Below are 19156 nucleotides of genomic sequence, written 5' to 3'. Positions count from 1 at the left end.
TCCGCTGAATCGACTACTCACCACGTACAAAGGCTTCGAAGGCGCGATCATACCCCCCATGCCAGCGGGAGAGAGGAGGGCGGTTCTCGACGATGTCGCCTGCCGCCCAGAGAATCCTGCGTTCGTCCAGCGAGCGGGGGACGTCGTTGTCGGGGCAGAGAATGTAGAAGTCGCCCGCTTCAAGGCTGCTGAGCATAAAATCCACAGTTTGCTCCGGCGTCCAGGCGCCCGCCGGTTTCTCCGTGCGATCGCGCGCAGTCAGCCCGGTGAAGACGAACCCGGGGATCAGCAAGTGCGCTGTAATCTTGCATTCGTGTGTATTGCGCAGTTCGTGTTCCAGGGATTCGCTAAATACCTTCACGCCTGCCTTGGCGACGTTGTAGGCAGGATCGCCGGGTGGCGCGGTGATGCCCTGCTTGGAGCCCGTGTTGATCACCAGTCCCGGCCGACCCTGTTTGACCATGGCTGGCACGAAGGCTTGGGTACCACGAATCACACCCCAGAGATTGACCTCCATCACTCGCTGCCAGTTGTCGGCATCAAGCAGAGTGCTACCGGGCTGTATTCCGGCGTTGTTCATCAGGACGTCCACACCACCGAAATGCGCGAGCACCTGGTCGCGCAGGCGAGAAATGTCTTCTTCGCGGCTGATATCGGCTTCGATCGCCAGCACGTCTTCAGCACCATAAGCCGCGTGAGGAATGAGTTCTTCGGTAGCTGTTTTCAGCTTTTCGGCACCCAGGTCTGCAATGCAGACGCGCATGCCCAATGCGGCGAAACGTTTGGCTGCCGCCAGACCGATGCCGCCGGCACCGCCCGTGATCACGGCCACGGAACCAGGTTGAAGTACGGGGTGTGACATAGTGATATTCCTGTATCCAATGAATGAAATTAGTCGTTGTACTCAGTCAAGATGGCGTATGCGACGCGCGCCGAACGTAGCGATCCAGCCCATGATCAAAGCGACCAGCACCAGTGCAGCCCGCAGCTCGACATGGTGCGACACCACTCCAATCAGTACTGGCCCAAACAGCATGCCCCCGTAGGCAGAGCGGGCGACAAAAGCCACACCTTGTGCCGGCGGCACACCGGGTTGGCGTGTACCTGCCAGGAAAAACAACGGCATCAGGTTGGCGATGCCCAGCCCCATGACGAAGAAGCCGATCAGCGAGATCCACGGTGAGGGTAGAAGCAATGCCGCAGCGATCCCGCCAAATCCCAACCATGCGCTGACACTCAGCAAGTTGGTCCCGCTAAAACGGCGTCTGAGGAAATCCGCCGAGAAACGTGAAACCGCCATGCCGGTGGAAAATGCAGCATAGCCGTAGCTGATCATTGCAAGTGGAGCATCTGCTACGTCACGCAGATAAATACCCGCCCAGTCATACATCGCACCCTCACAAATCAAACCGAGGAATGCCGCCAGGCCAAGCATGATCGATGGCTTGGCGAGCAGTTGAGCCCCTGCCTGGAGCTGGGGGACATCCGGGTTTTCATCGAGCAGGTACTGTGAAGCGAAAACCGTGGCGGTGAGGGTCAGCCCTGCAATGAACGCCGCGTGCCAGACAGGCGGCAGTTCCAGGCCTGCAATGACCGCGCTGGACAGCGCGCCGAACATGCCGCCCAGGCTGAACATACCGTGCAGGGTCGACATCACCGGCTCATTGCTTCTTGACTCAAGCGTGGCGGCTTGCACGTTCATCGCCACGTCGAAAGCACCCATAGCCATGCCCAGAAGCGTCAGGATCAGCAGCAATGAGATGAATCCCGGCGCCAGTGCGATGCCGAGTGTTGTCATGGCGTAGATCAGACCGCTCTGACGCAGCGCGCGCACGCTGCCGACACGCGTCACCCAGTGACCAACCCTGCCCATGGCGAGAATGGCCCCGCCTGCCAACGCCAGCATGGTCAGTGACATCACGGCGTCGGACAGGCCATAGCGAGTCTTGATCAACGGGATTTGAACGCCCCAGGAAGCGAACGCCGTACCGCAGACGAAGAACTGCGTCATGACTGCACGGCGTGGGCCTCGTAGAGACTGTACGCTTCTCGAAGCCGCCAAGGCGGTAAGGCCCTCCGTTGAAAGGGCGGATGAGCGTGAGGATTCGACCATGGTGGCGCATGCTCTCCAGGTATTACTGCGCCAGCCCCTGAGCAGCACGCCATCCTTTCAGATAGCCTGCTTCAGCGGAGGTTGGTCGGTCCAGGGCCAGTTGCGAACGGTGCCAGAACGGATAGATCGCTGGCGGACGGCCCGCTTCTTCAATCAGGCCCATTTGCGCGTCATCGAGCACCAGATCGATGGATGCAAGGTTTTCCGCCAATTGGGCTTCGGTGCGCGCGCCCAATACCAACGAGTCCACATTCGGACGCTGGCGCACCCAGGCCAATGCGACCTGAGGAACTGTGCGGCCACACTGGTGGGCGACGAGTTTCAAGGCGTCGATGACGCGGTACAGACGTTCACGATCTGCCACGTGAGGCTCGGTCCAGGTCGAGCCTTGCCGCGTACCATCTGCTGGTGGCGTGTGACGGTCAATCATGCCGTTGAGCAGGCCTTGACCCAGAGGGCTCCAGATCATTGACGACAGCCCTAACTCCTGACCGGCTGCAAGCAGCTCATATTCAGCATCTCGTCCCTCTGGGGTGTAATAGATCTGCTGGGTCACCGGGGCGATTCCACCCATTTGAGGCGCGAGCAAGGCGGTTTTTGCCAACTGCCAGCCGCTGTAGTTGGAGACCCCCCAGTAGCGGATTTTCCCCGAACGAATCAACGTACTCATCACCTCGATGGTTTCTTCGACCGGTGTTACGCCGTCCCAGCCATGAATGAAAAATACGTCCAGCCAATCGGTGCCCAGGCGTTTGAGGGAGGCTTCGACCTGAGGGATCAGATGTGCACGGGAGGCGCCTCCTCCGTTCGGTCCAGACCGCAGGCTGAAACGTGCTTTGCTGAACAGCAGCAGGTCAGCGCGCTTGCTGCCAATGGCGCCGCGAAGAATGTCTTCAGCTTGACCAAACGAGTAAAGATTGGCGGTATCGATCGCGTTCACGCCTGAATCCAGCGACATGTCGATCATGCGCTTGGCCAGGGCTCCTCCGACAGAGCCAGCGCGATCAAATCCGTGATCGCCGCCGAAGGTCAGCGTGCCGAGGATGTATTGAGAGACTTCCAGACCTGATTTGCCGAGTGGCAGATATTTCATGACGGGTTCCTTTTAAGTAGACAGAGCTTGGTGTCGGCCAGGTGCCTATGCCAGGAACGTTACTCTGCCCGAATACTGTTCATTCTTTAAATTGAATATTGAGATCGAATTGATCTCTTTTTGAGATGAGTGTCGAGCAGGTATCAGGTTTGTCGCCAGTATTGAGTCAATAGCGGCTGTCTGCCTGAAACAGGATCGGTCTCTGGGAAGGGGAGGTTAGCCATGCGCTGGAGCATTGCATCGGTCGGGGCCTGTCTGCAGATGTCCCATTCCTGTCCAAGCGCATAAGCACCGACTACCAGAAAATCATTGCTCGCCCAGAGACGGCAATGTCCGATGCCCGTCGGCAGCAACACCACATCACCTTTAGTCACGTTCACCACGTGCCCATTCGGGCCGCCCAACATGAGGCGAGCAGAACCTGCAGCGAAGCCCAGGGCCTCATGGGCGGTTGAGTGGTAATGGTGGTAGTCGTAAATGCCGTTTCGCCATTGCGGCATCCAGCCGTTGTGAGCAAATAAGGCTTCCAGTTTCGAAGCAACATCGCCTTGAGTCATCACGCCAGAGTAGTGCAAGACCGGCAACCGTGGATTGTTTGGAACCCAGTCGTTGCGCTGAATCAGCAGCATCTCAGGTGCCGGCAAGTCTTGTGCTAATGCCGCACCTGACGGCAATGCAATCGAGCCTGCTCCCAGAATCACGGCTCCTTTGATGAAGTCTCGCCTGTCGAATGTCGCCATAGTGGTTCTCCGAAGTCAGGAAAACATGACTATGCACAGTGTAGGCCTGCATGGGTAATGGATCATTTAGATAGTATTAATCTTGATTGGAGATCAATTGAATTTCGCATTCAACGTATTGAACCGGTAACGGTTCACCACGGGCAGGGGAGCCGCCCCACAAACTAGAGCAAAACGTGCGGCGCCTCCGGTGTCTTATTCTCACCCTTGTATCGAGCTAGGTTCATTCTGTGTGGCTGAGTTCTGACGGGCGCGCGGGATGTAATGGATGACGCATCCAAGACATGTATTTCTTGAGTAAGCGCAGGTACCGGTTACGTGTTCGTGAACCGATCTGCAGTAAACGTACAGTGTCAGCTTTGTCAATTTGGGTGACTAGGTTGTCGGCTTGACAGGCCGATTTGGAGCCAGATGGCGTAACCGTCCAGCCGAGCCAGCGTCGCGTCGGAGGGCAGTATGCTCGCGAGAATCGGCTCTCCTTGATTATGAACGCAGAAGCCGGCGCCATCCTCGTTCAGGGTAACGTTTATCAGTGACGGCGTTTACCATGCTGCACTGCGTTATCGATGAGATTGGAGAAGATTTGTGCCATGCGTGACCGATCGAACTGTCCGGTTACGGCTCTCAACCATCTTGGATGCGCACGCACTGACAGCATAACGTGCGGGAGACGAACGCTATTCCTGATTCACACGTAAGTGTTCACTCTCTGTTGGTTAGCGACGGCCTGACTTCGACAGTCGCTATGCACGATCAAACATCGGTCTGTTCCGCCATCTCCAGACCACCGTTTGTCTACCCATCGTTGAAACCCGGAAAAAATAAGTACAACATCAAGTCATTCAACGTCACTTTAATAATCTAATTGCTTTATAAATCAACCTGTCACACCGCTAATGCACGTCTCGTTTCCCGCTCCAAACACAAAGAAAAAGCCACTCTAACGAGTGGCTTTTTTTTGCCTGCGAGTTGAGAAAAGACGCTTGGGCGTCTTTTTCCGTTTCTGCGCCAAACACCTGAAGTTCCGGGCAACCCAATGCGAAAAGTGCAGGATTAAGCACAACTACGGGGCTGCTGGAGTTCGTTGTGAGGGGCTCCGCCAGGGTCTGAATTTCAGTTACTGTGGCCCACCTGCGCGGGGAGTAAAGTTATCGTGAGCAGGTTATCGGGACTGTCATAGCGATAGTCGGTAACGCCGTCATCGGTGGTTTTACGCAGCAAGCGGCCCACTGCATCGCGGGTGAAGCGATGTCGAATAGGGACGTCTGACTCCAGGGGCGGCGGGCCGTCCTCATAGGTGTTGCGCGGTTCCGGCGTTGGCGTTGGATAGGCGTCAGTACCCGTGATGTCGTCCACCGCGCTGTAGTGGTAAACGCGGTAACTGCTACTCACCCGCGACGTGATCGTTCTTGCTGCCGCCCACTTTCAAGGTGTCGTTGGCTTTCACTACCCGTATGCGGGTGCGGCCGACGGTGATGGTCTCGTCCTGGCCAACCTGACTGCTTCGGTCTGCGCCAATCGATTGGGGCTGGTTGTTCTTCACAACCGTGTTCTGGTCTTTCTGGGCATGGACAAACACCTCTTCCTGGCCCAGCTCATCTTCGAAACGCAGCTCATTGAAACCGTCACCCTTATGAGTGCGGCTCTTGATGGTCATCCGCGTCTTGTGTTTGGGCAGTTGATAGGGCGGCAGGTTGGTCTGTCGGTATGCGGTCCCGGTGGCAATCGGTTGGTCAGGATCGCCGTCCAGATAGCTGATCACTAACTCTTGACCCACACGTGGGATGGCCATGGAGCCCCAGGTTGCTCCGGCCCAGCCCTGGGTGACGCGGATCCAGCACGAGCTGTGGTCGTTGTTTTGGTCCGAACGGTCCCATGGGAACTGCACCTTGACCCGGCCCCATTCATCGCAATAAATCTCCTTCCCTGGCGGGCCGACCACGGTGGCAATCTGCGGGCCGTCGATGCAGGGTTTGTCCCGCAGCGGCGCCTTCCAATCCGAGGTCCAGCGGATGGCGCTGGCTTTCAACGCGTAAGAGGTACCGAGGCCGCTGCCGAACGATTCTTCCTGCAAGCTGGTGTGCTGTTTGCCTTCGTGCTTGATGGCGATGGTGCGCCAGCGATCATTGAAGTCCTCACGCGGGTGGTCGTTCAGGTCGAAGGCCAACCCCGGTTGCAGGCGCTCATCGTCGCCTTCCAGGTGTGCCAGCTTGGCGTCATTGCGCAGGGCTGCCAGGCGGGTTTTGGTGAAGGGTTTACCGGCGATATCGCGCTTGTAACGGCCGGGATAGTCGTAGCGTTCATAATCCTTGTGCTGATTATTCAGGTCCTGGTCGCCGGTGGCGGTGTGTTGCTGGTTGTAGCGCGGGTGGGTGAAGGTGTAGTCACGCTGTACCTGCACGGCGGTGCGCACCTGTTCGGTGTAGTGGAATCGATTCAACGCCGGTTCTTTGGAATCACCGCCACCCATGGGCTGGTAGATCACCGGGCAATCGGTGTGGGTGCCGATAGTGCCCAAACCGCCGACGCGGTCGGTAAGAACGAGGGTGTGGCCGTCGGCGCGGTGTTCGAAGGTGTAGAGCAGGCCTTCTTCGGCGGCCAGGCGCGCGATGAAATCGAGGTCGGTTTCACCGGCTTGCACGCAGTATTCGCGCGGTTGGTGGTCGAAGCAGATCTCGCTGCGGATGTCGGTCAGCTTTTGCTCGGCCAGCACGCTGGTGATGATGTCGGGCACGGTCTGGCCCTGGAAAATACGCCAGTTGGAGCGTAGGTCGAAACGCTTCAGGGTCGGCTCGACCACAGCGGTATAGCGGGTGCGGCGAAAGCCGGTATCGCCCTGCTGGAACAGGCTGACCAGGTCGTGGACGTAGCGCACCGGGGTGTCATCGCGCCAAATGGTGAACAGTGCGCCCAGGTCGAGCATGCGGTAGAAGTCGATGGCCGGGTGATGGCTGACCAGTTCGAGTTCGAGCTTGAAGGGTTGGGACAGGCCTTCTTCAAGGGTGAACGAGACCACTTCAAAGGGATCGCCCCGCAGCGGTTCGAAGGTGTAACGCAGGTCGCTTTGACGGGGCATGAAACCTCCTTGTGGTGAGTCCGGATCAGTTGATCATCCAGCTGGCATCGCCGTTTTCCAGGATGCCTTCGTGGTCGGTGCTGTCACCGACGCGGGCTACGGCTTTGCCGTTGATGATCATTGAGGGCGAGCCGCTGATGATCACGGCACCGCAGCCGAGGGTGTCGCCAACACGGGCGATGGCGCGGCCGTTGACGGTGACGTTGTGCGTGCCGCTGTTGACGGTGGTGGGGCCGCACAAAGGGCAATCGTGTTCGTGTCCGACCAGAACGACGGCGGGCATGGAGCCTCCAGAGAGCATCAAGTCAGTGAGCATCCCGCCGCCTGCGCGGCGGAATGAGGTGGTCGGCGGTTAAGCCGGTTTACGCCAGTCATCGGAGGCTTCGGTGCCAGCTACCACATGGCTCCAACTGACCTTGCGATAGGCCAGGCTGGTCTTGATCAACTGGGTGTAGTTGGCGTTATCGCTGTCCTGGGCGTGGGGCAGTACGGTATGGATTTCGACAACGGTGGCGTCTTCCAACTTGGTGGTGAAGAAGTGCTCTTGCTTGCCGTCCCCAGAGGTACGGAACCATTTGACCTCGACGGTTGGCAGCATTTCTCCCGTGGCCAAAGCCTGGTAGAGCATGGGCGAAGCCTTGCTCAGGGCGCTGGTGAAGATCAGCGGTTTATGCACGCGCTGGCCGGCAGGTTGACCGCTTTGCGGGTCGGTAGGCGCAGCGATCTGATGGTCGATTTCCTGTGCCAGGATTTCGTCTTCGTGACCTTCCACATAAACGTTGCCCACCGAGTCAGCGGTGAACGCGCCCTTGGTGATATGGCCTTGGTTTTTGCCGTGGATGCTGATGTACGCGGGTGTTGGCATGACAAGCTCCTTGTCGCGATCAATTGAACGACCCCATGGGTCGCGGTTTATGGCCGACACGGCCATGGCTTTGCAGGCGCTCGGGATGAGCACGCTGAAAATCGGTTACAAGTTGAGAATCCGTTCCAGGGAGGCGAGCACTTCCTGGGTGATGCTGTTCAGGCGCATGGAGTAGATCGTGTAGGCGCAGGTCAGCACGACAGCGGCCAACGCCCATGGCGTCCACAATGGCCAGGCACGTTTGATCCGGTAGTTGCGCGGGGCGACGTTTCTCAGCGGATCGGTCAGGCGTTTGGGCGTCTCGCCACGCAGTGGGCGCAGCAGGCTGTGCAGTTGGTCGATGATCTTCTGTATTTCGTCATCGCCCTTGCTATGGGCGCCGTATTTGCCTTTGAGGCCGGAGATCAGGCACTGGTACATGAACTCCAGCACGTGCTGGTACCGGGCCGCTTCGGGGATCATGTTGTTCATGATGGTGAAGAACCGCTCACCGCCTCGGGTTTCCCCATGGAACTGGCTGAGCAATGAGCGTTCACTCCAAGTGGAGAGCCTGCCCCAGGTGGTGCGCATGACCACTTCGTCGATCAGCAGGCACAGGCTGTAGGAGTAGGCCTTGAGCATGCCGGCGTCGTAGTCGAGCTGGCTGACTTCTTCCATGATCGTGGTGATCTGGTTGCTGACGCTTTTGTATAGCGCGGTCACATCATCATGGTGGTCCAGGCGACGCAGGCGGATCACCAGGCCGATCAGAGGGGTAGCCGCATCGCACAGTGGGTTCCAGGCCAGACCGCGCATGTCGAATTCGGGGTCTGCGAGCAGCGGTTCGGGTTTGGGCTTGGCCGGTTCCTCTACGGCATCGGCCTCCTTACTGCTGGTGGCCTGTTGCAGATAGCTGAACATCAGGTTGCCGTCCTCTGCTGGGGGCGTGGTTTTGGTGGGCATGGACTCACTCATCTTTCTCACTCCTGATCGCCCAGAACTGCAACTCCAGCTCGGGGAATTCACCGGCAATGTGGAAACCAAACCCGCTGCCACTGCTCAGGCCTTGCCACGCAGGGTGATGACGGTCGAGTTCGAAGTAGCTGAAGCCGGCATGGAACGGCAGGTGCCGTGGTGCCACTGGCAGTGGCAGCAGCGCAATGCCCGGCAGCTGCAGGCTGACCAATTGCTCAAGGCCCTCGGTGGAACTGATCTTGATCTGTTTGGGCAACTGCTGGCGCAGTGTCTCCGCCGGCAGTTCGGCCCGCACCGCGAGGATGAATTCGGCGTTGTCCAGCAGGCGCTTGTCGTTCAACGCAGCGGTGCGTACGCCGTATTGCTGCACGACGATTGGCAGCGACACCGCGCGCGGTTGCAGCACGGTGCCCAAGGCGCGGCGCAAGGTATGTTCCAAAAGCTGGAAGGATTCGCGCAAATTGTCGTGTTGGTAGGCCGGGTATTCCTGGGGCAGGTGGCCTTCATCGGTAAAGGTCACCAGTTCGCCGCAAGCCTGGGCCAGTGCGATGTACAGCCGCTCCGGGTGGACCTGGCGTTGTCGGGCCAGGTGCTGGAACAGCGGGAACAAGCGGTTGAGGGCTTGCAGCAGATTGAAGTCGGTAACATCGGCCACGCCCGATTGCCCCGGCGAACCAATACGCTGGGCCAGGTTCTGGGCCCGCGCGCGCATCAGCCCGGCCACTTCGCCCAGGTAGCGGTGCAGCGCCGGCACGGCCTGCAGGGATACGCTGGTAGGGTAAAAGTGCTCGTCCATCACCAGGCTGCCATCCGGGCGTTTGTCTTTGATTCTGCCGATGGCGATGCCGGTGAAGGCGCTGCGGTCGCTGCGTTCGAGCATCAATTGCAGGTTGGGCACGGCCAGGTCCATGCCGACCTGATCGCCGTCATCGCTGTGGGTATCGCGGATTTCTTCGCGGCGGGCGATGTAGCGACTGTTGCCGTACTGGTCGGGCCAGCGTATTTCGAGAGCGCCATTGGAACGCAGCGGCAGCGTCAGGTAGACGATCTGGTTGACCGCACTGCTGTCGCAGATTTCCAACGGTGCAGGCGGTGCCAAATCATGAGGAATATCGAAGACACTGCCGTCGGGCATGATTCCACACGCCTTGGTGATGGCGACCTTGCCGAAGCCCAGGTATTCGCTGTTCAACTCAAGCTCGCTGAAGCCGTAAAGGGCGTCATTCAGGCTGTGCATGCGCTGATGTACGGCGGCTTCGGTTGCGCGGGCCTGTTGCTGGAAGTGTTGGGGTTTGACGAACAAACCTTCATGCCAGATGACGGGGTTGCGTGAACTCATCGGTATGTACTCTGCGCAAAAGCGGTTAAAAATGACGTCATCGGGTTTCTCCTTTGAGGCTGACCTGAGTGGAGTCCAGCTGCACCAGCACGGCGTACTGCCGGCCTTTGGGCTCGACGCGCAGGTGCTGTTTCCACTGGCTGACTTCGTCGTTGTGGTAGTTGGCGATCACCGCAATAAACCGGGTGTCCTCATCCAGGGGGCGCAGGTCGACGAACTTGAATTGGCCGGGCTGCAGCAGGTAGTCGTCAGCGCGGATATAGGTGCTGCCCAGGGTCTTTTTCAGGTCTTCGGCCAGGGCCTGGGGGCTGGCGTTGATCAGCAGCGAGTCGTCGGTCAGTTGCAAGACCTTGAAAGCGATCGGCGTGGCGATGTGCTGCAGCGCCGGGTTGCCCAAAGGCGTGGTCAGGCTGACGCCTTGGGCGTCGTATTCGCCCAACAGCGTGTCTTCGAGAGGCGACATCGGCACCACAGGCTCGGGGCCCAGGGCCAACGGCGACTGGGCCGGTGCGCTTTCGTAAAGTTGGGTAAGCAGGGTTTGCACTTTGTCGGCCAGTGCCTGCGGGCTGCTCGCCTGAACGTTGAGGGTGTAGGGCGCGCGGTTCGCGTCTTCATTCGGTGCGGTGCCGGTGCTGAGCAGGCGCGGGTTGACGTGGTCGCTGGCGTGCAGGCTCAGGGAGTAGCGGCTGGGCTGATCGTCGGGGCCGCCGACCGGAATCGATGGGGTCCAGATCACTTGGCCGATTTTGCCGAGCATGGTGCAGCCGCCCAGAGTCAAGCAGACGAGCAACAAGATGCCCAGGCGCAGGGTGCTGAACAGGCTGGCGGTTTTTTGGGGTGCAAGTGCGCGACTGTCAGGCAGTGGCTTTGGCGGTTCCGCCGCCTTCATTGCTTGCAGCGGATCACCTTGTTTCGCCAAGTCCACTGGCTGGCAAAGGCGCTCGAATTCCGGGCACGTGACAGGGCGCGGATCGGGTAGGGGCAGGCCCGATAAAGCCTCCAGGTGCCAGGCTTGCATATCTTCCGGCTGGCCGGTGAACAGCTCATCGAGCGACCGCTGACCTTGGGCGTACTCACCGAGCTGCACCGCAACCCGATACGCCCCAATCTGCAACAGGTCGCCATCGTTGAGGCTCACCGCCACATTGCGAGCCAATGGCAAGTCATGACCATTGGCGTAGGTGCTGCCACTGCGGTCGATCACGCAGAAGCGCCCTTCGATGACGCGAATGTCGCAGTGGTTGGGTCGCACGCTGTTGTGGCGGTCCTCCAGGCACCAGTCCGCCGCGGCGCTGCCGATGCTGCCGCCCTGTGGGCCAAACCGGTGGAGGGGCAGATACCCGTGCAGCAACTGCGCAGGATTATTGATAACCAGGGTGAGCTTCATGCGCGCCCCCGAATCCGCACTACGGCGGGGTGACGTTGTTCCTGGTCTTCGATAAAGCTGGTCCAGCCCAGGTGGGTGCCGCTGTCGCGTTGCAGGTTGAACGGCGGCACATCTTCTTCGCGCAGGCCCAGTTCCAGGTCATAGGCGGTGATGTCGCGCAGCAAAAAATCCATTAACTGGCGCAGTCGTCCGAACTGCTCGCCACTGGGCAAGAACTGCCGAAAGCGTGCCTGGGTCAGGTCTGGAATCACCAGAGTGAACTTGCTCGCACGGGTCTTGCTGCGGTCACCCACCACAAAGTCGCTGCCCAGCGTGCCGTTGGCCTTACCCAATACCATGCGCTGACGCTGCGGCAAACTCACCGAGCGAGCCTCAAACTCACGGATGTACACGCCGTGCAGGTCGAAGCAATGTTCAACGATGCCGGACACTACCGAGGGCGAGCGACTGCGGTTGGCGATCAATCCGGCAAAACTCAGCAATCGCCCCCACGGAAGCGGTGTTGCTCCCCGCAGGTCGTTATCGTTGAGGCCGATCATGGAAAACACATAGCGCGAAAAGCGGTCGCTGGCCTCGGCCTGGAAGCGGATGTAGTAGCGGTACTTGCGCCAGCTGGTGTGCAGCAGAGTCAGCAAGCGATGATTGAAAAAATCCATAAACGCCGGACGGATGCCACGTTCCTGAGCCTGCTCGTAGGCCAGGCGATCCAGGTAGTAACCGGGCAGCGGCGAGTCGGTACCGTGCAGGCCAAAAAAGCTGGTCTGCAAGCGATAACGCACCTCGTCGCCATCCTCCTCAATACGTGCCGCCTCGACCACGTCGGAAGCCGGAAAGCCCAACCCCGCATGGCTCTGAAGGCGCACGCGACGGCGCGCCGCCGCACTCAAGGGCTGTGCTTCCAGGTCATCGCCGTGCAAGGCGTGCAGATGCTCCAGCAGGCGGTGAAACGAATAGTTCCGCGCGTCGGCCAGCAGCACATCGGCTAGATCACGGGTTGTCTGCCGGTCAACAGTGGCCATTCATAACGCTCGTTGTTGGTGGTATTGATCACTTCCAGGCGATGGAAGGAATTGATGCTCGCGTACAGCGCAAAGAAGTGCGAAAGCACACTGGCGAACAGGTACAGCTCGCCCTCGCAGAGGAAGGCGTTCTGGTCCAGTTTCAGTTGGGTCTGCAAACCGCGCACCGGCTGGCCCTTCATCAGCCAGTCGATAGGAGTAGTCACGGCTTCGTGGATACCGTTGAGGCGTTTGCGAGTGGCGCGGGCTTGTTGCAGGTCGTGCAACGCGGCGAAGTCATAGGCACGGATCACCGCCTTGAGAGGTTCGGCCGACAGCAACGACAGGTAGTTCAGCGACAGGTTGGAAATCAGCGTCCAGTGCAGGCTGCTGTCCAGCACCGGCCGGTAGCTGCGCGTCGGTGCAATCAGGTTGGTGTAGGTGGCAAACGACGGCGTGACTTCGGTAGACAGCGACACATCGCCCGCACCCAGCAACTGCGGCAGGTCGCGATTGCTGCAGGTCAGTTCGATGGACGCCGCTTCATGCTCGCCGATGTACAGGCTCTCATCGCCGCGCACGAAGGCAATGCGATGGCGCAGGCCCTCGCGGCCATGGGACTCTTCGATATGCGTGCGGAAGTACAGTGCCGTGCGGCCCCTTGCATGTTCGATCTCATGCTGGAATGACTCGAAAGGCGTGAACCGCCGTAGAGGATCGCCTTTGCGCTCCTTGTCGGCTGCATCCCAACCGGCCACCCGGTCGACACTGAAAATCTCGTAAGCCTCAGGCTGACTGCCGCTGGGGCTGATGCGCCGTTCCAGGCTGCGCCCGTCCAGCGCGATAGGGTTGGCATCGTGGCGGAACAGGTTGACGGCCGGCGCGCAGTACAGGTGCAGGTCGCTGGTGCGCAGGCGGATGTCGGGCGGCATGGGCCGGGTGAACTGAAATTCGAAGCGCAGCGTGGTGGCGCTGACATCCGGCCAAACGTGAGCCAACCGAGTCAGGCTGAAAAAGTGGAACCGCTGCGGGAACACAAAGTATTCCTGCAGGATGCGGTAGCCATCGAACACATTGCGCGGGTAGGGCAGCAGTGCCTCGTCAGGGGTGAAACCGGGAAAGCCGATATCCTTGGCCGACAGGCGATAGCTTTGCTTATCAACGTGCAGCGTGACGCTGTCCAGATAATGGGCCAGCCACAGGTACAAGGTCAGCGCGGTGGCGTTATCGCCGCCCAGGTGAAAATCCAGCTGATCGCAGGCCATGCTGGTCAGCGGTTGCACCGTCAGCACCTTGAGGTCGATGCGCATCACCGAAGCCTCACGGCTGTGGGCGTCGCTGACTTCCTGCAAGGCCAGCGGGTACAGGTTGACGTCGGTGCAGGTGCGAAACTGGTAGGAGATGCCATCCACCGGTTTGGCAAACAACGGCGTGCCTTTGGGAATCAGCTGGCGTTGGCTGATCGCATCGGGCAGCGGTTCGAAGCGAATGATGGTCGCACTGGGCAGAGGTCGCAGGTAGTTGGGCCAAAGCATCTGCAACAGCGGGTGGGTCAGCTCCGGCAAGTCGTCGTCGATCTTCATCCCCAGCTTGGCGGTGAGGAAGGCAAAGCCCTCCAGCAGCCGCTCCACGTCGGGGTCACCGGCCTGATCGCCTAGAAATTGCGCCAGTTGCGGGTTGTCCTCGGCAAACTCGCGGCCGAGTTCGCGCAGGTAGCGCAACTCCTCGGCAAAGCGTTGTTTCAAGTCCATCGCATCCTCATTTCACGCGGGTGTAGCCGTCGCGGCCGTACATGGCCACCTCGATCTGCACCTGTTCGTCCTTGTGGTTGACCCGCACCTGGCAATTCAGGCGAAAGTTCAGCTCCAGCGGCTGGTCCGGGTCGGGCTGATAACGCACGCCGGTTACTGTGATCCGGGGTTCAAACGCCTCCACTGAGCGCCGGATATCGGCGCTGATGGCGACCACCAAATCGCTGCTGGCCTGGGTGACGCCGTTGAAGTCGCGCAGCCCCAGTTCAGGGCTGCTTTGCGAGCAGCCCTGGCGTGAGTTGAGGACCTGTTCCAGGTGGCGTTTGATCGCCTCGACGCGTTGGCGCGCCTGTTCATCCGCGCTGCCGGGGCGGTAGCGCGGAGCATCGGGTTCCAGGCGTTCAAACAGGCTGCAGCCCACTTATTGGGTGTCCAGCCGACCGACCAATGAGATCTCGAAGTTGGCGCCCATGTACTTGAAGTGCGGGCGTACTGCCAACGACACCTGGTACCACCCCGGATCGCCGGCCACGTCCTGCACAACGATTTGTGCGGCGCGCAACGGGCGACGACTACGCACATCGGATGAAGGGTTTTCCTGGTCGGCGATGTACTGCTTGAGCCAGGTGTTGAGTTCGCGCTCCAGGTCCTGGCGCTCCTTCCAGCTGCCGATCTGTTCGCGCTGCAGCACCTTGATGTAGTGGGCCAGGCGATTGACGATAAACAGGTACGGCAACTGGGTGCCGAGCTTGTAGTTGGTCTGGGCTTCCTGGCCTTCTCGGGTCTTGGGGAAGTTCTTCGGTTTTTGCACCGAGTTGGCCGAGAAGAATGCCGCGTTGTCGCTGTCTTTGCGCATGGTCAGCGGGATAAAACCGGCTTCGGCCAGCTCGAACTCCTTGCGGTCGGAGATCAGCACTTCGGTAGGGATCTTCGCCTGCAATTGGCCGAGGGATTCGTACAAGTGCACCGGCAAGTCATCCACCGCACCGCCGGATTGCGGGCCAATGATGTTCGGGCACCAGCGGTATCGGGCAAAGCTGTCAGTGATGCGCGAGGCCATCAGGAACGCGGTGTTGCCCCACAGGTAGTTGTCGTGGTTGCCGTCGACGGTTTCGTCGTAGCCGAAGCTGCGCGTTGAATTGTCGTCGGTGCTGTAGGGCGGCCGCAGCAGGAAGCGAGGCAGGGTCAGGGCCAAGTGGCGGGCGTCTTCGGATTCGCGCAGGCTGCGCCATTTGGTGTGGCGTGGGCCTTCGAAAATGTCGCTGACCTCCTTGAGGTCGGGCAGACCCTGGAAGCCTTCCAGGTTGAACAGCTCGGGGCCCGCAGCCGAGACAAACGGTGCATGGGACATGGCGCCGATGGAGGCCACATAGCTGAGCAACTTGATGTCTGGCGAGCTGGGGCCAAAAGTGTAGTTGCCGACAATGGCACCCACCGGCTCACCACCGAATTGGCCGTAGCCGGCGGTGTAGACGTGCTTGTACAAGCCACTGCGGGTGATGTCGCCGGCGTTGTCGAAGTCGTCCAGCAGTTCCTCTTTCGTAACGTGCAGCATTTCCAGCTTGATGTTCTCGCGAAAGTCCGTGCGATCCACCAGCAGCTTCAGCCCACGCCACGACGACTCCAGTTGCTGGAACTGCGGCTGATGCAGGATCACGTCCATCTGCTTGCTCAATGCGCGATCGATCTCGGCAATCATCTGGTCGACCCGGTGTTTGTTTACCGGCTGCTGGTGATCACCGCTTTGCAGGATCTCGCTGATGAACGCAGCCACGCCTTGGCGGGCAACGGCATAGCCTTCCTGAGAGGAGCGAATGGTGGTGTTGGCCAGCAATTGGTCAAGCAACGACGGTTCTTCGTCAGCCACCGGTATTTGGGCGGCGGCGCTTTCCATAGGCATGGGGAGTACTCCGTTGAGAAGGGCGTTCAAATCAGTTGTTTGGCGCGTCGAGGACCAGGTTCAGTTCGCTCGCCAAACGTAGGCGGGCGGTTTCATCGGTCAGCAGGTTTTGCAGGTGTTTGCGAAAGGCCGGGACGTTACCCATCGGCCCCTTGAGCGCAACCAGGGCTTCGCGCAGTTCCAGCAACTTGTTCAATTCCGGTACTTGGCGGGCAACCGCGTCGGGGCCGAAGTCATTAATATTTTTGAATTGAAGTTGCACATTCAGGTCGGTGTCGTGATCGTTGTTCAAGACAGAAGGAACCGCCATGTCCAGAGCAACTTCGGCTTTGGTCAGAACTTCATTGAACGTGTCTTTATCTATTCGAACAGATTGTCTGTCTTCCAATGCCGTTAGTTTGCCGTGGCCTTTGAAGTCGCCCGTGATCAATAACTTCAGGGGCAGTTCAACTTCGGCCTGCTGATCGCCCGTGGCCGGGACATACTTGATGTTGACGCGTTCTTTTGGCGCGACAGAACCATGAGATTTCGACATGGGGAAAATCCTTTTCGTAAGGTCGGCGTATTTAAACCCTCTCTGGCAAGCCTTGTCATGTAGGACGAAATGGGCGAGATTCGTGGGTGTTGGATGTAGGAAAAAACGCTTAAGGAAATATTTATATTTTTCCTACGAGTTTTATAGAAGTATCTGAGAGAGGCTTCTTTTTATTCATGTTTTGGCGGTGTTTTGTTTGTTTTTACTTGCCTGGATCATTGCGCTCAGGTGACGCTCGTGAAGTTGTGAAAGCAACTTTCTGACTGAGCAACGTTAGTTCGAAAGTTGAAAAATATCAGGTTTGGATTTTGGTGAGGCCTATCAGGAGATGTTGATGCGCGACGGATGGCGAGGATGGAAACGGGCGTTCTGCTTGACGGTTGTGGCGGTAATGGACGCGCAGGCAGCCACTCGGGATTGCCCTGCCATCGTCTCGCCCTTGAAGCGTCTGGAATGTTTTGATTTAGCCGCCGGTACACCTATCCATCACACACCGGCGCCGCCACGTGCACTTGGCCGGGTATTGCCGATTGTCGATCTGGTGCAACGCAATGAGGCCAAGCGCCCGCCCGAGGATCAGCGTTTTCTGTTGTCATCCTTCCCTGAGCCGGACAACGACCAGCAACACCGTCTGGTGATCTCCGCCCCAGCGTTGGGGGCGTTGCCGCCTCGACCTTACCTGGCGATCAGTTGTGAATCGAAAATCTCGCGGCTGCAACTGGTGCTGGATGAGCCGGCCAAGCCCAACAAGATTCGCATCCAGCTGTTCAAGGATGAACGGCCGATCTCTGAGGCCTACCAGTGGCAGGTCTTGGACGACGCCGGCCTGGTGGTTGATGCCGGACGCGGGCTGCGGGCTATTTCTCTACTGCGCAACATGGGTGGCGGCCAGCGGGTGCGAGTCGAGAGCGATTACCCGAGACTGCATGGGCTGGTGTTCGATGCCGACGGGCTGGGTGAACTGATCGAACAGGAGCGCCAGGTATGTCGCTGGTGATCGACGTGCCGGCAGACATCGTCAAGCTGCTGCTGACGCCCATCGATCCGGAGCAACCCGCCGGTCATTTCGATGTCGAGGACGAAACCTACCAGGCCATCGATCAGGAAATGGTCAAGCTCGGCGGGCTGCGTGAAGGCGATATCGACTGGCCGTATATCGACGAAGCCTCCCGCCAATACCTGGCGACCCAGTGCAAGCACTGGCGCATTCTCGGCCATCTGCAAGTAGTTTGGTTGCGCACCCGCCAATGGGCGCGCTGGGCCGATGCCCTGGGCCTGATAGCCGGCATGGTTGAACTGTATTGGGATAGTGCCCACCCCAAGCCAGGCCCCACCGGCTACCTCAACAAACGCAAGCAAGTGCAGCGCCTGCTGGGCGACCTGGGGCAGGTGTTGCCGACCCTGGAACGCAGCAGTTTTGAACCGGCCTATCAAGCCGCAGCGGAACTGGCCCTGGCCAACCTGCAACGTTGTGCTCAAAGCGCCAAGCTCGACCCCGAGCCGTTGGACGCGTTGCAACGCCAACTGAACAAATACAGCGAGCCTGTCGTCGCCACTGAGCCGGCCCGTGCGACCACCTCCGGCACCGCGCTGGAGTCCGCATTTTTCACCCGCCCCAAACCGCAAGCACCGAGCAACGAGCGCGAACAACGCCACGCCGTGTTGTCCATGGCCGAACAGGTCAACCAGCAAGACCCCTACGACCCCACCGGCTACCAATTGCGACGCTTCGGCCTGTGGTCGCACCTGCGCACCGCGCCGCTCATCACCCGTGACCGTCGCACCGAATTGACCGCCGTGCCCAGGGATATCGTCGACGGCTACCAGGATGCGCTGAATCACAACGCCATTGAGCCAAACCTGCTGCTGCGCATCGAAAAAAGCGTCTGCGCCTCGCCGTACTGGTTGCGCGGCAGCTACCTGGCCGCCCAGGTCGCCTCACGCCTGGCGATGGAAGAAGTCGCCGCCGCCATCCGGCAGACCTGCGAGCGTTTCGTCTGCCGCCTGCCTGCGCTGCTGGAGCTGTGCTTCAGCGACGGCACGCCGTTTGTGGATGCACAAACCCAGGCCTGGATCACCTGCGCCGATCAGGCGCAAACCACCGGCAGCCCGGTGCAGGAATATGCCGGGCTGCGCGACGAACTCACCACCCAACTCAATACCGAAGGCGTCGAAGTGGTGCTGCTGCGCTTGCAAGAACTGCATGCCACCCATGACGCCCCGCGTCAGCGCAGCTACGCCACGGTGATAGCCGCCGACCTGCTGGCCTCGCGTGGCCTGTCGTGGCTGGCGGACGACCTGTACGCCAACGTTGCGCGGCTGATGCGCGAGACCACGGCGCAGGGCTGGGAGCCGGAGCTGTATCAACGGGTTGCGATTCTTGATAGCGAACGTAAGGACTAGCC

At 59.6% G+C, this 19156-nt stretch carries 18 protein-coding genes; 2 read left to right on the top strand and 16 right to left on the bottom strand.

Going from position 1 to position 19156, the window contains the following annotated elements:
- Positions 1-13 precede the first annotated feature (13 nt).
- The 16 genes from ATI14_RS26125 to tssB all read right to left on the bottom strand — a co-directional run bounded on the left by ATI14_RS26125 (position 14) and on the right by tssB (position 16751).
- Positions 14-862 (bottom strand): SDR family NAD(P)-dependent oxidoreductase, encoded by an 849-nt coding sequence (locus ATI14_RS26125; RefSeq protein WP_016968880.1) that lies wholly within the window; start codon positions 860-862, stop codon positions 14-16.
- A 42-nt stretch (positions 863-904) separates the two neighbouring features.
- A complete protein-coding gene (locus tag ATI14_RS26120) occupies positions 905-2011 on the bottom strand; it encodes an MFS transporter (RefSeq protein ID WP_016968881.1) in 1107 nt (368 codons plus the stop codon).
- Between the two features lie 124 nt (positions 2012-2135).
- A complete protein-coding gene (locus ATI14_RS26115; protein WP_016968882.1) occupies positions 2136-3206 on the bottom strand; it encodes an aldo/keto reductase in 1071 nt (356 codons plus the stop codon).
- A 143-nt stretch (positions 3207-3349) separates the two neighbouring features.
- A complete protein-coding gene (locus tag ATI14_RS26110) occupies positions 3350-3946 on the bottom strand; it encodes a hypothetical protein (RefSeq protein WP_016968883.1) in 597 nt (198 codons plus the stop codon).
- 1113 nt (positions 3947-5059) lie between these two features.
- On the bottom strand, positions 5060-5338 hold the full coding sequence (locus tag ATI14_RS31755; RefSeq protein ID WP_231124384.1) for a hypothetical protein: 279 nt from the start codon (positions 5336-5338) through the stop codon (positions 5060-5062).
- Positions 5331-7022: a type VI secretion system Vgr family protein gene (locus tag ATI14_RS26100; RefSeq protein ID WP_370590146.1), complete on the bottom strand. Its 1692-nt coding sequence runs from the start codon at positions 7020-7022 to the stop codon at positions 5331-5333. The genes ATI14_RS31755 and ATI14_RS26100 overlap by 8 nt, the downstream gene beginning before the upstream one ends.
- Positions 7023-7047: 25 nt before the next feature.
- On the bottom strand, positions 7048-7305 hold the full coding sequence (locus ATI14_RS26095) for a PAAR domain-containing protein (RefSeq protein ID WP_016968949.1): 258 nt from the start codon (positions 7303-7305) through the stop codon (positions 7048-7050).
- Positions 7306-7374: 69 nt separating this feature from the next.
- A complete protein-coding gene (locus tag ATI14_RS26090; RefSeq protein ID WP_016968948.1) occupies positions 7375-7887 on the bottom strand; it encodes an Hcp family type VI secretion system effector in 513 nt (170 codons plus the stop codon).
- A 105-nt stretch (positions 7888-7992) separates the two neighbouring features.
- On the bottom strand, positions 7993-8841 hold the full coding sequence (icmH, locus tag ATI14_RS26085) for a type IVB secretion system protein IcmH/DotU (RefSeq protein ID WP_017256601.1): 849 nt from the start codon (positions 8839-8841) through the stop codon (positions 7993-7995).
- Positions 8834-10180, bottom strand: coding sequence for a type VI secretion system baseplate subunit TssK (gene tssK, locus ATI14_RS26080; RefSeq protein ID WP_016973370.1), 1347 nt, complete (start codon positions 10178-10180; stop codon positions 8834-8836). Before tssK ends, icmH begins: the two co-directional genes overlap by 8 nt.
- A gap of 37 nt (positions 10181-10217) precedes the next feature.
- The gene (gene tssJ / locus ATI14_RS26075; RefSeq protein ID WP_016973371.1) at positions 10218-11567 is read right to left on the bottom strand and encodes a type VI secretion system lipoprotein TssJ; all 1350 of its coding nucleotides are present in this window, start codon (positions 11565-11567) and stop codon (positions 10218-10220) included.
- On the bottom strand, positions 11564-12586 hold the full coding sequence (tssG, locus tag ATI14_RS26070) for a type VI secretion system baseplate subunit TssG (RefSeq protein ID WP_016973372.1): 1023 nt from the start codon (positions 12584-12586) through the stop codon (positions 11564-11566). The genes tssJ and tssG overlap by 4 nt, the downstream gene beginning before the upstream one ends.
- Complete coding sequence (tssF, locus tag ATI14_RS26065) at positions 12550-14316, bottom strand: type VI secretion system baseplate subunit TssF (protein WP_016973373.1); 1767 nt, start codon at positions 14314-14316, stop codon at positions 12550-12552. Before tssF ends, tssG begins: the two co-directional genes overlap by 37 nt.
- Positions 14317-14323: 7 nt before the next feature.
- Positions 14324-14737 carry a type VI secretion system baseplate subunit TssE gene (tssE, locus tag ATI14_RS26060; protein ID WP_016973374.1) on the bottom strand — a complete coding sequence of 138 codons (414 nt, stop codon included), beginning with the start codon at positions 14735-14737 and terminating at the stop codon, positions 14324-14326.
- Positions 14738-16210: a type VI secretion system contractile sheath large subunit gene (tssC, locus tag ATI14_RS26055; protein ID WP_016973375.1), complete on the bottom strand. Its 1473-nt coding sequence runs from the start codon at positions 16208-16210 to the stop codon at positions 14738-14740.
- A gap of 37 nt (positions 16211-16247) precedes the next feature.
- Positions 16248-16751 (bottom strand): type VI secretion system contractile sheath small subunit, encoded by a 504-nt coding sequence (gene tssB, locus ATI14_RS26050; RefSeq protein WP_016973376.1) that lies wholly within the window; start codon positions 16749-16751, stop codon positions 16248-16250.
- A gap of 334 nt (positions 16752-17085) precedes the next feature.
- Here tssB and vasI point away from each other — a divergent pair, with 334 nt between their 5' ends.
- Positions 17086-17748 (top strand): type VI secretion system-associated protein VasI, encoded by a 663-nt coding sequence (gene vasI, locus ATI14_RS26045; RefSeq protein ID WP_231124396.1) that lies wholly within the window; start codon positions 17086-17088, stop codon positions 17746-17748.
- Positions 17736-19154, top strand: a complete 1419-nt coding sequence (gene tssA / locus ATI14_RS26040) for a type VI secretion system protein TssA (RefSeq protein ID WP_016973378.1) — start codon at positions 17736-17738, stop codon at positions 19152-19154. The genes vasI and tssA overlap by 13 nt, the downstream gene beginning before the upstream one ends.
- Positions 19155-19156 lie beyond the last annotated feature (2 nt).

Origin of the sequence: Pseudomonas tolaasii NCPPB 2192, assembly GCF_002813445.1 — a bacterium.
In the GTDB taxonomy this organism is placed as follows: Bacteria; Pseudomonadota; Gammaproteobacteria; order Pseudomonadales; family Pseudomonadaceae; genus Aquipseudomonas; species Aquipseudomonas tolaasii.
Note: the sequence above shows the minus strand (reverse complement) of the source record. Positions and strands in the feature narration are given on the sequence as shown.